10 protein-coding genes are annotated in these 15,229 nt (G+C 61.8%); 4 read left to right on the plus strand and 6 right to left on the minus strand.

The genetic code is table 11. From position 1 onward, the window contains the following. Nucleotides 1–75 precede the first annotated feature (75 nt). The 4 genes from B9Z37_RS11875 to dapC form a co-directional block, all read right to left on the minus strand. Complete coding sequence (locus B9Z37_RS11875; RefSeq protein WP_108313228.1) at nucleotides 76–2,085, minus strand: ABC-F family ATP-binding cassette domain-containing protein; 2,010 nt, start codon at nucleotides 2,083–2,085, stop codon at nucleotides 76–78. A 179-nt stretch (nucleotides 2,086–2,264) separates the two neighbouring features. Then, nucleotides 2,265–3,143: a 50S ribosomal protein L3 N(5)-glutamine methyltransferase gene (prmB, locus tag B9Z37_RS11880; protein WP_108313229.1), complete on the minus strand. Its 879-nt coding sequence runs from the start codon at nucleotides 3,141–3,143 to the stop codon at nucleotides 2,265–2,267. Further along, nucleotides 3,140–4,318 carry a succinyl-diaminopimelate desuccinylase gene (gene dapE / locus B9Z37_RS11885; protein ID WP_108313230.1) on the minus strand — a complete coding sequence of 393 codons (1,179 nt, stop codon included), beginning with the start codon at nucleotides 4,316–4,318 and terminating at the stop codon, nucleotides 3,140–3,142. The genes prmB and dapE overlap by 4 nt, the downstream gene beginning before the upstream one ends. Before the next feature lie 97 nt (nucleotides 4,319–4,415). Next, nucleotides 4,416–5,651, minus strand: a complete 1,236-nt coding sequence (dapC, locus tag B9Z37_RS11890; protein ID WP_108313231.1) for a succinyldiaminopimelate transaminase — start codon at nucleotides 5,649–5,651, stop codon at nucleotides 4,416–4,418. Nucleotides 5,652–5,796: 145 nt separating this feature from the next. Between dapC and smc the strand changes: the two genes are divergently transcribed. Genes smc through def form a run of 4 tightly spaced genes read left to right on the plus strand, consistent with a single transcriptional unit; the run spans nucleotide 5,797 to nucleotide 13,067 of the window. Continuing rightward, complete coding sequence (gene smc / locus B9Z37_RS11895; protein ID WP_108313337.1) at nucleotides 5,797–9,324, plus strand: chromosome segregation protein SMC; 3,528 nt, start codon at nucleotides 5,797–5,799, stop codon at nucleotides 9,322–9,324. A 24-nt stretch (nucleotides 9,325–9,348) separates the two neighbouring features. Then, complete coding sequence (locus tag B9Z37_RS11900; RefSeq protein ID WP_108313232.1) at nucleotides 9,349–10,383, plus strand: cell division protein ZipA C-terminal FtsZ-binding domain-containing protein; 1,035 nt, start codon at nucleotides 9,349–9,351, stop codon at nucleotides 10,381–10,383. A gap of 18 nt (nucleotides 10,384–10,401) precedes the next feature. Beyond that, nucleotides 10,402–12,531: an NAD-dependent DNA ligase LigA gene (ligA, locus tag B9Z37_RS11905; protein ID WP_240606703.1), complete on the plus strand. Its 2,130-nt coding sequence runs from the start codon at nucleotides 10,402–10,404 to the stop codon at nucleotides 12,529–12,531. Continuing rightward, nucleotides 12,528–13,067, plus strand: a complete 540-nt coding sequence (gene def / locus B9Z37_RS11910; protein ID WP_108313233.1) for a peptide deformylase — start codon at nucleotides 12,528–12,530, stop codon at nucleotides 13,065–13,067. The genes ligA and def overlap by 4 nt, the downstream gene beginning before the upstream one ends. A 3-nt stretch (nucleotides 13,068–13,070) precedes the next feature. On the opposite strand, the gene B9Z37_RS11915 is transcribed toward def, so the two are convergent. Then, complete coding sequence (locus B9Z37_RS11915; RefSeq protein ID WP_108313234.1) at nucleotides 13,071–14,240, minus strand: pyridoxal phosphate-dependent aminotransferase; 1,170 nt, start codon at nucleotides 14,238–14,240, stop codon at nucleotides 13,071–13,073. Between the two features lie 33 nt (nucleotides 14,241–14,273). Beyond that, a complete protein-coding gene (locus B9Z37_RS11920; protein WP_108313235.1) occupies nucleotides 14,274–15,215 on the minus strand; it encodes a CysB family HTH-type transcriptional regulator in 942 nt (313 codons plus the stop codon). Between the last annotated feature and the right edge of the window lie 14 nt (nucleotides 15,216–15,229).

A 15,229-nucleotide genomic window follows, 5' to 3' on the forward strand; every position in this document is an offset into this window, starting at 1 on the left:
CAGTGCGCGGGCATTGATCAAAACAAAGGGGGACCATGCTTGGGCCCCCTTTGTTTTTGGGCAGATTGATCAGACTCAGGCGGTGGCCTCGAGCAAATTCGTCAGTTCAAGCCAACGCTCTTCCAGGGTGGCTACTTCATCCGACAAGGCTTTCAGGCGGCGGCCTGCTTCGGCGATTTCAGCTGGGGGCAGGGGGGTGCTCAGTTGTTGTTCCAGCAATGATTTCTCGGCCTCGATGTTGGCCATGCGTTGCTCGTTTTGTTCCAGTTCGCGTTTCAAGGGGCGGGTTTGCGCAGCCAGTTGCTGGCGTTTTTGGGCATCGAGTTTGCGCTGCTCAGCGTTGCTGACAGTGGGGCTGTGGGCCACAGCCACGGGTGTCGCAACAGCGGCGATGACCGGTTTGGACACCTCGGCCACAGGCGCTTGGGCGGGCGCGGACACATCGCGGGCGGCATTTTTGGCCTCTTCGCGCAGGCGCTTGGATTCTTCCAACAGATATTTTTGGTAATCGTCCAAGTCGCCGTCAAATGGCTCGACCTTGCCCCGGCCCACCATCCAGAACTCGTCACACACGGCGCGCAGCAAGGCACGGTCGTGGCTGACCAGCATGACGGTGCCTTCGAATTCGTTGAGCGCCATCGACAGCGCCTCGCGGGTGGCCAGGTCCAGGTGGTTGGTGGGCTCGTCCAACAGCAAGAGGTTGGGGCGCTGCCACACGATCATGGCCAGCACCAGGCGGGCTTTTTCGCCACCGCTCATGGTGCCCACGGCTTGCTTGACCATGTCGCCACTGAAGTTGAAGGTGCCCAGGTAGTTGCGCAAATCCTGCTCACGGCTGGGTTCGCCACTGTTGGCCCCCAACTCTTTGGCCAGGCGGATCATGTGCTCCAGAGGGTTGTCCTGCGGGTGCAGCACATCGAGTTCTTGCTGGGCAAAGTAGCCAATGTTCAGGCCCTTGCCCTCGGTCAGCGTGCCCGTCAGCTGCGGCATGGTGCGGGCAATGGTCTTGACCAGGGTCGATTTACCCTGACCGTTGGCCCCCAAAATACCGATGCGCTGCCCGGCCAACACCGATTTGCTGACGCCTTGCACGATGGTTTTGGGCTCGCCATCGACCATGTAACCAAAGCTGGCTTCGCTGATGGCCAGCATGGGGTTGGGCAGGTTATGGGGTTCTTTGAAGCCGAAGGTGAACTCGGCATCGGCCAGCAGCGGGGCCACTTTCTCCATGCGCTCCAGCGCTTTGACCCGGCTTTGTGCCTGCTTGGCCTTGCTGGCCTGGGCCTTGAAGCGGTTGATGAACTTTTGCAGGTGGGCGATCTTGTCTTGCTGCTTGGCGAATGACGCTTGTTGCAGCTCCATCTGTTGGGCGCGCAAGATTTCAAAGCCGCTGTAATTGCTGCCGTAACGCGTCAGTTTGGCGTGGTCGATGTGCAGCGTGACATTGGTCACGGCATCCAAAAATTCGCGGTCGTGGCTGATCACGATCATGGTGCCCGCATAGCGTTGCAGCCAGGCTTCCAGCCAGACCAGTGCGTCCAAGTCCAAGTGGTTGGTGGGTTCGTCCAACAACAAAATGTCCGACGGGCACATCAGCGCCCGTGCCAGCTGCAAGCGCATGCGCCAGCCACCCGAGAAGCTGTTGACTGGGTTGTTCAGTTCGTCCACCCGAAAGCCCAAGCCCAAAATCAGTGCCTCGGCTCGGGGCAGGGCGTCGTGGTCGCCCGCGTCGGCCAGATCTGTGTAGACATGCGCCATCTCCATGCCGTCGCCACTTTCTTCGGCCGCGACCAGACGTTGGCGCAATTCGGCCAGTCGGGTGTCACCCTCCAGCACAAACTCAGACGCGGGCTGGTCGGTTTCAGGCATGTTTTGCGCCACCTGCGCCATGCGCCAGGCTTTGGGCATGTCGAAGTCGCCGCCATCTTCGTGCAGCGTGCCGTTGAACAGCGCAAACAAGGTGGATTTGCCCGCGCCATTGCGCCCGACCAAGCCGACTTTTTCTCCGGGGTTGAGGGTGACCGAAGCCTGGTCCAGCAGCACCTTGGTGCCTCGGCGGAGGGTGACGTTTTTGAGGTTGATCATGAAAAATCAGTGACCGGAAGGGTTCCGGGGGTAAATGGTTGGTCATTCCCGCGAAGGCGGGAATCCACGGTGTTCGGAAAGGGTAGGTATGTCATCCCCGCCTGCGCGGGTATGACATACAGGAGTCAGCAAGGATTTTCAGTGTTTGGGCATGGATTCTGGGCGATAGCGCAAGTTTTTCAGTGGTGGAGCAGGGCTTCGCGAGTGATCAGCAGCACCTGGTCGTCGCCCGCACTGGTATCCAGCCAGGCCACTTCAAGCTCAGGGAAGGCGGCGATGAAGTGTTCTACTTCGTTGCCGATCTCCAGTACCAACACGCCGTTTTCGGTCATCCGCAATGGGGCATCCTTGAACAGCTGACGCACAAAATCCATGCCATCGCTGCCACCGGCCAACGCCAGTTCAGGCTCGGCCAGGTATTCGGCGGGCAGTGCGTCCATGCTGGCCTGGCAGACATAAGGTGGGTTGCACAAGATCAAATCAAACGGCCCCGGCAAAACCGACAAGCCATCGCTGTGCACCAGCTTCACCCGCTCTTGCAGATCGTGGCGCGCCACATTGATGGCGGCCACGGCCAGTGCATCATCCGAAATGTCCGCCCCGGTGACTTGCACCTCTGGCCAAGCGAGCGCCGCCAGCACGGCCAGGCTGCCGTTGCCGGTGCACAGGTCCAGCACGCGGGTGGTGTGGTCAGACAACCATGCATCGATCGTGCCGTCGGCCAGCACCTCGGCGATCAGGCTGCGCGGCACGATGGCCCGCTCGTCGATGTAAAACGACACGCCTTGCAGCCAAGCTTCGCGCGTGAGGTAAGCGGCGGGTTTGCGGGTGGTGATGCGCTCTTCGATCAGCGCGGCGCAGGCCGCTTGCTGCTCGGGCGTCACGGTTTGCTCGGCCATTTCGTCCAGGTCGGTGTCGAGCGGCAGGCCCAAGCGCCAGAGTACCAGCCAGACGGCTTCATCAAAGGCGTTGAGGGTGCCATGACCAAAGGCCACGCCCGCTTGCGTGAGGCGCTCGGCCGATACCGTGATCAGCCCTGAAAGGCTCAGGGCGCTCATGTGGTCAAGCCCATGTTCAGTTGTTCCAGCGTGCGACGGTAGATGGCTTTGAGCGGCGCGATGTCACTCAGCGCCACATGCTCGTTGACCTTGTGGATGGTGGCGTTGGGCGGGCCGAACTCGATGACCTGCGGGCAGATTTGTGCGATGAATCGCCCATCGCTGGTGCCGCCAGTGGTGGACAGTTCGGTTTTGAGGCCGGTTTCGTCGGCAATCGCTTGTTGCACAGCGGCCACCAGAGTGCCTGGCGTGGTCAAAAACGGCAGGCCGCCAATCGTCCAGCACAGCTCGTACTTCAAACCATGGCGGTCCAGCACGGCGGTCAGGCGTTGCTGCAGGCTCTCAGGGGTGGACTCGGTGCAAAAGCGGAAGTTGAAATCCACCACGCAGTCGCCCGGGATCACGTTGCTCGCGCCCGTGCCCGCGTGGATGTTGCTCACTTGCCAACTGGTGGGCGGGAAGAAGGCGTTGCCTTCGTCCCAGCGAATCGCCACCAAATCGGCCAGCGCGGGGGCCAGGCGGTGGATCGGGTTGTCGGCTAAGTGTGGGTAGGCGATGTGGCCTTGAATGCCCTTCACTGTGAGCTTGCCGCTCATGGTGCCGCGTCGGCCGTTCTTGATCATGTCGCCGGTTTGTTGCACCGAAGTAGGCTCACCCACAATGCAAAACTGCGGAGCTTCGCCACGTTCTTGAAGTTGTTTGCACACCACCACCGTGCCGTCGAGCGCTGGGCCTTCTTCGTCGCTGGTCAGCAAAAAAGCCAGGCCCAAGGCCGGGTTGGGGTTCGCTGCCAGAAACTCCTGCACCGCGACGACCATGGCCGCCAGTGATGTTTTCATGTCGCTCGCACCGCGACCATACAGCTTGCCGTCTTTGTGCGTAGGGGTGAAAGGATCGCTGTCCCATTGCGCCAGAGGCCCGGTGGGCACCACGTCTGTGTGACCGGCAAAGGCCAGGGTCTGGCCCGAAGTGCCTGCGCGTTTTGCCCAGAGGTTGCGCACACGGAAAGTTTCGGGCCCGGAGTCCATGAACGCGCAGACAAAGCCCAAGGGCTTCAAGGCGTCGGTGATCAGGTCCATACAGCCCGCGTCATCGGGTGTGACGGAGGTGCGGGCGATCAGCTGCTCGGCCAAGCGCAGGGTGTTGTGGCATACGGGTGTGCTGGTGGTGGTCATTTGGGGTTTCGCAAGAAGATGGATGCCGGGTCAAGCCCGGCATGACAACACATGAAGAGCAGGGCCTTGAACAAAACAAGCAAACACAGTTGAACTGTCACCCCGGGCTTGACCCGGGGTCCATCTTCGCAGGGTGGGCGCGCACAAAATGGGCGATGCGTTCAGCCGCTTCCAGGCACTCGGCGGTCTCGGCCACCAGCGCCATGCGGATGCGGCCCTGGCCGGGGTTGCTGCCATTGAAGTCACGTGCCAAATAGCTGCCGGGCAGCACCGTCACGCTCTCGGCTTCGTACAGCGCCTTGGCAAAAGCGGCGTCGTCGCCTTGCCATCCAGCGGGCACACCGGCCCACAGGTAAAAGCTGGCGTCGGGCAGTTTCACGTCGAGCACTTCGGCCAGCACGGGCGTGACCTGGGCGAATTTGGTCCGGTACTGGTTGCGGTTGTCCACCACATGGGCTTCGTCGCCCCAGGCGGCCACGCTGGCCGTTTGCACCACCGGGCTCATGGCGCTGCCGTGGTAAGTGCGGTAGAGCAAGAACTGTTTGATGATCGCTGCGTCACCCGCCACAAAGCCGCTGCGCAGGCCGGGCACGTTGCTGCGTTTGCTGAGGCTGGTGAAGGCGATCAGGCGTTTGAAGTCGGTACGGCCCAGCTGGTGGGCGGCCTCTAAACCACTCAAGGGGGCTTCTTCGCGGAAGTAAATCTCGCTGTAGCACTCGTCTGACGCGATCACAAAACCGTGCTGGTCGGACAGGGCAAAGAGTTTTTCCCATTCCGACAAGGGCATGACCGCGCCTGTGGGGTTGCCGGGCGAGCAAACAAACAAAAGCTGGGTGCGGGCCCAGACTTCGGCGGGCACGCTGTCCCAGTCGTTGGCAAAGTTGCGCGCCGGGTCGCTGGGCACGTAATAGGGCGTGGCCCCCGAGAGCAAGGCTGCACCTTCGTAAATTTGGTAGAACGGATTGGGGCTGACCACGGTGGCGCCGGGTCGGGTCGGGTCGATCACGGTTTGGGTCAGGGCAAACAGGGCCTCGCGTGAGCCATTCACAGGCAGCACCTGGGTGGCCGGATCCAGCGTCAGCTGGTAACGGGTGTGCAGCCAAGCGGTGCAAGCTTTGCGCAAAGCTGGCTCGCCTGCCGTGGCCGGGTAGGCGGAAAGGCCCGTGGCGACCGCCGCCTTGAGGGCATCCTGAATGAAGGTGGGGGTGGCGTGCTTGGGCTCGCCAATGCCCAGGCTGATGGGCTTGAGTGCGGGGTTGGGCGTGACGCTTGAAAACAGGTGTTTCAGCCGCTCAAAAGGATAGGGCTGCAGCTTGGCGAGAAGGGGATTCATCCCCCGATTATCCGGGATCATCCGTGCAGGTCTGCTGGGTTAATATTGAAGACTGTTCGAACGGTCTGGATTCAGGCTTTTCGTGCAGGGTGATGACGCTCCAGTGTTGTCATTTTGTATTCTCTTTTTGATTGACCGGACCGCCGTGCGCCTCAATTCCATCAAGCTTTCAGGCTTTAAATCGTTTGCCGAGCCGACCAACTTCCTGCTGCCTGGGCAGCTGGTGGGTGTGGTTGGACCGAACGGCTGCGGCAAATCCAACATCATGGACGCGGTGCGTTGGGTGTTGGGCGAGTCCAAGGCTTCCGAGCTGCGTGGCGAGTCCATGCAGGACGTCATCTTCAACGGCACCACCACCCGCAAGCCGGCCAGCCGTGCCAGTGTGGAGCTGGTGTTTGACAACGCTGACCACCGTGCGGGTGGCCAGTGGGGCCAGTTTGCCGAGATCGCGGTCAAGCGCGTGCTCACCCGCGATGGCAACAGCAGCTACTACATCAACAACCAGCCTGTGCGTCGCCGTGACGTGCAAGACGTGTTCCTGGGCACGGGCCTCGGCCCTCGCGCCTACGCCATCATTGGCCAAGGCACCATCAGCCGCATCATCGAGTCGCGCCCTGAAGAGCTGCGCTTGTTCCTCGAGGAAGCTGCAGGCGTGTCCAAATACAAGGAACGCCGCCGCGAGACCGAAAACCGCCTCTCCGATACCCGCGAGAACTTGACCCGGGTCGAGGACATCCTGCGCGAGCTCAACGCCAACCTCGAAAAGCTCGAAAAACAGGCCGAGGTGGCCACCCGGTACAACTCGCTGCAAGCCGACAGCACACTCAAGCAACACCAGCTGTGGTTCCTCAAGCGTCGCGACGCTGAGAGTGATCAGGGCAAGGTCAAGTCCGATGTCGATCAGGCTGTGAACGCGCTGGAGTCACGTATTGCCGATTTGCGGCATGTGGAGGCCGATCTGGAAGCCATCCGCCAGGCGCACTATGACGCGGGTGATCAGGTCAACCAAGCCCAAGGTGCTTTGTACGAAGCCAGCGCCGAAGTCGGTCGTCTGGAGGCCGAAATCCGCTTTGTGGTGGAAGGCCGCCAGCGCGCCGAGCAGCGCCTGCAGCAGCTGGTGGAGCAAACCGCGCAATGGGGCACCCGCAGCCAGGATGCGCAAGCCGAGCTGGAAACCTTGTCCGAGCAGGCTGCGATGGCCGAAGACCAGAGCATGACGCTGGCCGCGCAAGTGGAAGACCAGGCCATGGCCTTGCCCGATTTGGAAGAAGCCCTGCGCAAAGCCCAAAACGACGCCAATGCCCAACGCGCCAGCGTGGTGCAGGTGCAGCAGCAAATTGGCGTGCTGGCCGCTGACCAGCGCAACGTCGAAGAGCAATCGCGCCAGCTCGACCAGCGCCGCGAGCGCCTGCTGGCCGACCGCAATGCGCTGGCCGCGCCCGATGAGGCGCGCCTGAGCAACCTGCGTGAACAGCTGGCCGAAGCCGAAGCGCTGGCCGCCGAATCAGAAGCCCGTTTGCAGGACTTGCAAGAGCAAGTGCCCCAGCTGGACGAAGACCGCCGTACCCGCCAAAAAGCCGTCAACGATGAGTCTGCCCGCCTGGCCGATCTGAGCGCCCGCATCGACGCGCTCAAGGCGCTGCAAGAAAAAGTGCGCACCGACGGCAAACTCAAACCCTGGCTGGCCAAACACGGCATGGACGGTTTGGACGGGCTGTGGAGCCGCATCCACATTGAAGCCGGTTGGGAAAACGCTCTCGAATCGGCGCTGCGCGAGCGCCTGTCGGCCCTCGAAGTCTCGCGCCTGGACATGGTGCGGGCCTTTGCCAACGATGCGCCACCGGCCAAACTCTCATTTTTCAGCCCGCCGCTGGCCGCCAGCGCCGCGCAGCGCAGCGGTTTGCCGGGCGGCTGTCGCCCGCTGGCCGAGTTGCTGCGCATCCCGGACGCCGGTTTGTCGGCCTTGCTGGCCGACTGGCTGCAAGGCTGTTTCACCGCCCCTAACATCGAAGACGCGCTGGCCTGGCGCAGCCAGCTCCAAGCGGGCGAGACCCTGTATGTGCAGGCCGGCCACGCGGTCGACCTGAACAGCGTGGTGTTTTACGCCCAAGACTCCGAGCAGGCCGGAATGCTTGGCCGCGCCCAAGAGATCGAGAACCTCGAAAAGCAGCTGCGTGCCCAGACCCTGATTGCCGAAGACAGCCGCAGCGCTTTGGTGCGGGCCGAAGCCGCGTATGCCGATGCCTCGCAGCGCCTGATCACGGTGCGCCGTGAAGCGGCCGAGAGCCAGTCGCGCACCCATGGGCTGCAGGTCGAGACCCTGCGCCTGTCGCAGCTGGTGGAGCAAACCCGCGCCCGCAGCGAACAGATCAGCAACGATCTGGCCGAAGTCGAGGCCTTGCTGGACGAGCTGCAAGAGCGCCGCGTGACGGCCGAAGCCCGCTTTGAAGAACTTGACATGCAGCTGGCCGACACGCAAGAGCGCCACGCTCAGCTGGACGAGCGGGTGATCGAGTCCGAGCGCAAGCTGGCTGAATGCCGCGAGCAGCAGCGCAGCCTGGAACGCCGGGCGCAAGAAGCCCAGTTCTCGCAGCGCAGCCTGGACGCCCGCCGCGCCGAGTTGCAGCGCACCATCGAGACCGCGCAGCAGCAGGTCACCAGCATCGACGCCGAAATGCAGCGTGCCCGCGATGAACTGAGCCGCCTGACCGATGCCGCCGCCCAAGCCGGCTTGCAAAACGTGCTGGCCATCAAGATGGAGCGTGAACAGGCGCTGGCTGCCCGACGCAGTGCCTACGACGATCTGACCGCCAAACTGCGTGCCAGCGATGAGCGCCGGGTAGCTTTTGAGCGCGAACTCGACCCGCTGCGCCAACGCATCACCGATTTGCAGCTCAAAGAGCAAGCCGCGCGCTTGGGTCTGGAGCAGTACACCCAGCTGCTGGCCGATGCGCAGGCCGATCTGGAGGCGGTGGCCCAGTCCATCGAGGCGGGTCAGGTGCGCGTGACCGGTCTGCAAGGCGAGATCGACCGCATTCACCGCGAAATCACGGCTTTGGGCCCGGTCAACCTGGCCGCGCTCGACGAGTTGAGCTCCTCGCGCGAGCGCAAGACGTTCCTGGACTCTCAAAACGCCGACCTGACCGAGGCGATGAACACGCTCGAAGACGCGATTAGCAAGATCGACGCTGAAACCCGCGATTTGTTGGGCGGCACCTTTAAGATCGTGAACGAGCATTTCAGCCGCATGTTCCCAGAGCTGTTTGGCGGCGGTAACGCCCGACTGGTGATGACCGGTGACGAAATTCTGGACGCGGGCGTGCAGGTGCTGGCCCAGCCTCCGGGTAAAAAGAACCAGACGATTCACTTGCTGTCGGGTGGCGAAAAAGCCCTCACAGCCATCGCGCTGGTGTTTGCGATCTTCCAGCTGAACCCTGCACCGTTTTGCTTGCTCGACGAGGTGGACGCGCCGCTGGACGACGCCAACACCGAACGCTATGCCCGCCTGGTGGCTGGCATGGGCAAGGAAACCCAATTCCTGTTCATCAGCCACAACAAGATCGCTATGGAAATGGCCGAACAGCTGATCGGCGTGACCATGCAGGAGCAGGGCGTTTCCCGCATCGTGGCGGTGGACATGGAGTCTGCAGTGTCTATGGCCGATGAGGCCTGAGGTTTTTGATTTATGTTGGATTCAATGAGTTCCTTGCAACTGAGCTTGGCCGTTATCGGTGCCCTCACCTTGGGGGCGGTGGTGATCTACAACTATTGGACATCGCGCAAGAACGCGCCGCGCCAGGCCGAGGCGCCCATGGAGTCTGTGGGTACAGCAGACACGGCCCCCGAGGACTTCGAGCCGCGAGAGCCGGTCTTGACCGATGACTTCTCCAGCTTGCCGCAGCCCGAACGCAAACCTTTGCTGGATGCCCTGATCGATGTCATTGCGACCATCGAGATGGATCACCCTGTTTCCGGCGATGCTGCACTGGCCGCTGTGCCCGTCACCCGCCGCGTGGGCACCAAACCCTTCCATGTAGAAGGCTGCAGCGATTTGAGCGGTGAATGGGAGGCCTTGGTGGCGGGGCGTCGCTACTCGGCTTTTCAGGCGGGCGTTCAACTGGCCAACCGTGTGGGTGCACTCAACAACATCGAGTTTTCAGAGTTTGTGGTTAAAGCACAGGCCTTTGCCGATGCCGTGGGCGGCACGCCCAGCTTCAGCGACATGCTTGAAGAGGTGGCCCGAGCCCGTGAATTGGACCAGTTTGCCAGCGCACACGACGCACAACTGAGCTTCGCTCTGTGCGCCAGCGCCTCTGCCTGGAGCCCGGGCTACATCCAGCAGCACGCAGCGCGTCTGGGTTTTGTGGCTGGGGTCATTCCGGGGCGCATGGTGTTGCCCTCTGCGGTTGCAGGTTTGCCTCCCATCTTGTCTTTGGTTTTTGACACCCAGGCAGCCCTGGCCGATGACCCGGCCTTGTCTGCTATCCGGGAGTTTTCGCTCAGTCTGGATGTGCCGCAAATTGCGCGTGAAGACCAAGCCTTCGAGCGTTTGCGCGAAGTCGCCCGCTTGCTGGCAGAGCACATGGATGGTGTGGTCACGGACGGGAACGGACAGATTTTGGGCGAAGAAGTGCTCAACCAGATCGCCAACGATTTGCAGCAGCTGTACGACGCACTGGACGCACGGGAGTTGTCCGCTGGCTCGCCGCAAGCGCGCCGCTTGTTCTCCTGATTCGGGCGATTGGTGACCATGTCCCATCCGGACTTGTTTGGTGAACTGCCATCAGACCCGCCTAGCCAAGCCGCTGCCGTTTCACCTTTGCGGGCACCTGCCGACCAAGCAGCCCAGCTGCGAGCCCAGCTGCACCAGCACGCGCATGCTTACTACACCCTGGATGCGCCCGAAATCCCGGATGCCGAATACGACAGGTTGTTCCGTGAATTGCAAGCGTTGGAGGCGGCCCACCCCGAGCTGTTGACACCCGATTCGCCCACCCAGCGTGTGGGTGGCAAGGTCCTCGATGCTTTTGCCCCTGTGCAACACCGCGTGCCCATGCTCAGCATCCGCACCGAAACCGACACCGAAGCCAGCGGGGCCGAGGCGTTTGATGCCCGCATCCGCAAGGAGCTGGCCCTGAGTGAAGCCGACCCGGCCGTGGTCTACGTGGGTGAGTTGAAATTTGACGGTTTGGCCATGAGCCTGCGCTACGAAAACGGCATGCTGGTGCAAGCCGCCACCCGGGGCGATGGCGAAACCGGGGAAGAGGTCACCACCAACATCCGCACCATCGGGCAAATCCCGCTGCGCTTGCCGACCGACGCCCTCGCCGTGCTCGAAGTCCGCGGCGAGGTCTACATGCGCCGGGACGACTTTGAACGCTTGAATGAACGCCAGCGCGAACGCATCGCGGCCGGTATGAAGGGCGAAAAAACCTTCGTCAACCCGCGAAATGCCGCAGCCGGTGCCGTGCGCCAGCTCGATTCGGGCATTGCCGCCGAGCGCCCCTTGAGCTTTTTTGCCTATGGGCTTGGCGACATCACGCCCGGCAGTGAAGGCGGCCCGCAGTGGCGCACCCACTTTGACATGCTCCAGCAGCTTAAGGCCTGGGGCTTTCCGGTGGCCGAACAAACCGCCTGCGTGCAAGGTGCTGCCGGTCTGGTGGCGTTTCACCAGCGCATGGCGGCTGAGCGCGACGCCTTGCCCTACGACATCGACGGCGTGGTTTACAAAGTCAACGACCTGGCGCTGCAAGACCGCCTGGGCTTTGTGACCCGTGAGCCACGCTGGGCCGTGGCCCACAAATACCCGGCACAAGAAGAAATGACCACCGTGCTGGCCATTGACGTGCAGGTGGGGCGCACCGGCAAGCTCACACCCGTGGCCAAACTGGCCCCGGTGTTTGTGGGTGGCGTCACCGTGACCAACGCCACGCTGCACAACGAGCTTGAAGCCCGCCGCAAGGACGTGCGGGTGGGCGACACGGTGATCGTGCGCCGTGCGGGCGATGTGATTCCTGAGGTGGTGTCGGTGGTGCTGGACCGCCGTCCGGCCGATGCGCCTGTTTTCACCATGATGACGCACTGCCCCGTGTGTGGGAGTCTTGCCGAGCGAGAAGAGGGCGAAGCCGACCACCGCTGCACGGGGGGGATTTTTTGCAGCGCCCAGCGCAAGCAAGCCATCTGGCACTTTGCCCACCGCCGCGCCATGGACGTGGACGGTCTGGGTGACAAACTGGTGGACCAGTTGGTCGATTCGGGTCAGGTCAACACCCTGGCCGATCTGTACCACCTGCCGCTTGATTCTCTGGCCAACATGGACCGCATGGCTGAAAAGTCGGCCGTCAACCTGCTCGAAGCGCTGGAAAAATCCAAAACCACCACGCTGGGCCGTTTTTTGTTCAGCCTGGGCATCCGCCATGTGGGCGAGGCCACCGCCAAAGAGCTGGCCCGCCACTTCGGCCAGCTCGATGCCATCATGGCCGCCAGCGAAGATGCCTTGCTGCAAGTGGCCGATGTGGGGCCGGTGGTGGCGCACAGCATCCGCACCTTTTTTGACCAGCCGCACAACCGCGAAGTGGTGCAAGCACTGCGCGATGCTGGCGTGACGTGGCCCGAAGGCGACGCCTTGGCGCCAACTGAAATGCCCTTGGCGGGCATCACGGTTGTCTTGACGGGCACCTTGCAAAGCATGGGCCGCGACGAAGCCAAGGAAAAGCTCGAAGCACTGGGTGCCAAAGTGGCCGGTTCGGTCAGTAAGAAAACCCACTACGTGGTGGCCGGAGCCGAGGCGGGCAGCAAGCTCGACAAAGCTCAGTCTTTGGGGGTGCCCGTGCTGGATGACGCGGGTTTGGCGGTGTTGTTGACAGGGGAAAAGCCATGAGCGTGCGAGAAATTCTCAAAATGGGCGATGCCCGCTTGCTGCGTGTGGCGGAGCCTGTGCCAGCTTTTGACACCCCCGATTTGCACGCCCTGATCGCCGACATGCGTGAGACCATGGCCGCCGTCAACGGCGCAGGGCTGGCCGCACCGCAAATCGGGGTCAACTTGCAGTTGGTGATTTTTGGCAGCACTGAGCGCAACCCGCGCTATCCGGACCGACCTCAGGTGCCCCCCACTGTGCTCATCAACCCCGTCATCACGGCCTTGGGCGTTGCACAAGAGGAAGACTGGGAAGGCTGCCTGTCGGTCCCGGGCCTTCGCGGCGTGGTGCCACGCTGGGCGCACATCCGATACACCGGCTTTGATGAAAAAGGCCAGCCGATCGACCGTACCGTCGATGGCTTTCACGCACGTGTGGTGCAGCACGAATGCGACCACCTGATCGGCAAGCTGTACCCGATGCGGGTGCGCGACTTTGCCCGTTTTGGCTTTACAGAGGTGCTGTTCCCAGAGATCAGCGCCGCTGAAGACGATTGACGTTCACAGTCTGGCCAGTCGCTCCAAGGCCAGATTCAGCGTTTCGTCTTTTTTGGCAAAGCAAAACCGGATGACTTTTTGGTCAAAGCCGTTGCCGTAAAAGGCTGAAAGCGGGATGGCCGCCACGCCGATGTCGGTGGTGAGCCATTTGCAGAAGTCGGCTTCGCTGAGGTTTTTCTCAGGTACTTTCAGTGCCGAAATGTCCACGCACTGAAAGTAAGTGCCTTCACCGGGCAGCAGCTTGAACTGGGTTTGCGCCAGGCCTTGCCGAAACAGGTCGCGTTTGCGCTGGTAAAACGCGGGCAGTTCCAGATAAGGGGCTGGGTCGGCCATGTAGCGGGCCAAGCCGTGCTGCATGGGGGTGTTCACGGTGAACACGTTGAACTGGTGCACTTTGCGAAATTCGGCGGTGTAAGCCGCCGGGGCCGCCACGGTGCCGATTTTCCAGCCGGTCACATGGTAGGTTTTGCCAAAACTGGACACGATGAAGGCGCGGGCAGCCAGGCCGTCAAAATGCGCAGCGCTCCAGTGCTGGTTGGGCGCGTAGACCATGTGCTCGTAGACCTCGTCGCTGATGAGCACGATGTCGGTAGGGGCCAAAATTTCTTGCAGCGTGAGCATGTCTTGCTGGGACCAGATCATGCCGCTGGGGTTGTGTGGCGAGTTGATCAGGATGGCCCGTGTTTTGGGCGTGATCGCAGCGCGAATTTTGTCGAAATCAGGTCGGAAGGTGCCGGGCGTGAGGGGCACGCGCACCACTTTGCCGCCCGCCAGTTCGATGTTGGGCACATAGCTGTCGTAGCAAGGTTCCAGCACGATGACTTCATCACCCGCGTGAACGATGGCCAGGATGATGGTCAGGATGGCTTGGGTGGCGCCTGCCGTGACGGTGATCTCGGTTGCAGGATCGTAGTGGCGGCCATAAAGGGTTTCGATTTTTTTCGAGACGGCTTCGCGCAGCGGGGCCACACCGGTCATAGGCGGGTATTGGTTGAGGCCTTCGCGCATCGCATCGTTCACCAGCTCCAGCAGCTTGGGGTCGCAAGGGAAGTCCGGGAAACCCTGGCCCAGATTGACCGCATTCTTTTCAGTGGCCAATGCCGACATGACGGTGAAAATGGTGGTGCCCATATTGGGCGCTTTGGAGACGAGGCTGGGGGTGTGTGCGTTCATGGCGTTCAGAGTGATGTGCTCAAAGTTCAGGGCTCAAAGTTCGTAGTCGTTGACGTGTCCGGTCATGGCTTTGGTGATCAAGGGGGCGGTCAGGCGATCGCTGAGCAATTCGGCGAAATGGTAGACGAAGTGGCGCAGGTACGCCCCGCGCTTGAAGGCTACACGGGCCACGTTCATGCCCAGCAGTGCGCCCAGAGGGCGAACCGCCAGGTCTTTCACCGGGTCGTCCTTGACGGCCATTTCGGCCACAATGCCAATGCCCAAACCCAGGCGGACATAAGTTTTGATCACATCCGAGTCGATGGCTTCCAGCGCGATGCGCGGGTGCAGTTTTTTGGCGGCAAACGCCTGGTCAATGCGGCCCCGGCCCGTGAAAGACGGGTGGTAAGTGACGATCGGCTCATTGGCAATGTCTTCCAGTGACAAGTGCTCTTTTTGGGCCAGAGGATGGTCCAGCGGCAAGACCAGCACGTGTTGCCACTCATAGCAGGGCAGGGTGACCAGTTCTTCGTAGGCCGACAGTGATTCGGTGGCGATGCCAATTTCTGCCGTGTCATCGAGCAGCATCTTGGCCACTTGGTCGGGCGCGCCTTGGTGCAGGCTGATATTGACCTTGGGGTATTTTTCACGCAATTTGGCCACCGGCATGGGCAGCACGTAACGCGCTTGGGTGTGGGTGGTGGCAATCGACAAGGTGCCGCTGTCTTGTGCGCTGTATTGGTCGCCGATTTTGCGCAGATTGCCCACTTCACGCAGGATGATTTCGATGCTTTGCAGCACGTGTTGCCCTGGCTCGGTGATGCGCTTGAGCCGTTTGCCGTGGCGCGCAAAGATTTCGATGCCCAGTTCTTCTTCCAGCTCAATGATGGCTTTGGACACTCCGGGCTGCGAGGTGTGCAGGGCCTTGGCCGTTTCGGTCAGGTTCAGGTTGCGGCGGGCGGCCTCTTGGACAAAGCGAAATTGGTGCAGGTTCATATGTTAAATGCCAT

Origin of the sequence: Limnohabitans parvus II-B4 (assembly GCF_003063455.1) — a bacterium.
Taxonomy (GTDB): domain Bacteria; phylum Pseudomonadota; class Gammaproteobacteria; order Burkholderiales; family Burkholderiaceae_C; genus Limnohabitans_A; species Limnohabitans_A parvus.

Bases quoted from the DNA above. Each gene is read 5' to 3' on its own strand.
- B9Z37_RS11875 (WP_108313228.1), bottom strand. From the start codon at position 2,085: ATGATCAACCTCAAAAACGTCACCCTCCGCCGAGGCACCAAGGTGCTG.
- prmB (WP_108313229.1), bottom strand. From the start codon at position 3,143: ATGAGCGCCCTGAGCCTTTCAGGGCTGATCACGGTATCGGCCGAGCGC.
- dapE (WP_108313230.1), bottom strand. From the start codon at position 4,318: ATGACCACCACCAGCACACCCGTATGCCACAACACCCTGCGCTTGGCC.
- dapC (WP_108313231.1), bottom strand. From the start codon at position 5,651: ATGAATCCCCTTCTCGCCAAGCTGCAGCCCTATCCTTTTGAGCGGCTG.
- B9Z37_RS11900 (WP_108313232.1), top strand. From the start codon at position 9,349: ATGAGTTCCTTGCAACTGAGCTTGGCCGTTATCGGTGCCCTCACCTTG.
- ligA (WP_240606703.1), top strand. From the start codon at position 10,402: ATGTCCCATCCGGACTTGTTTGGTGAACTGCCATCAGACCCGCCTAGC.
- def (WP_108313233.1), top strand. From the start codon at position 12,528: ATGAGCGTGCGAGAAATTCTCAAAATGGGCGATGCCCGCTTGCTGCGT.
- B9Z37_RS11915 (WP_108313234.1), bottom strand. From the start codon at position 14,240: ATGAACGCACACACCCCCAGCCTCGTCTCCAAAGCGCCCAATATGGGC.
- B9Z37_RS11920 (WP_108313235.1), bottom strand. From the start codon at position 15,215: ATGAACCTGCACCAATTTCGCTTTGTCCAAGAGGCCGCCCGCCGCAAC.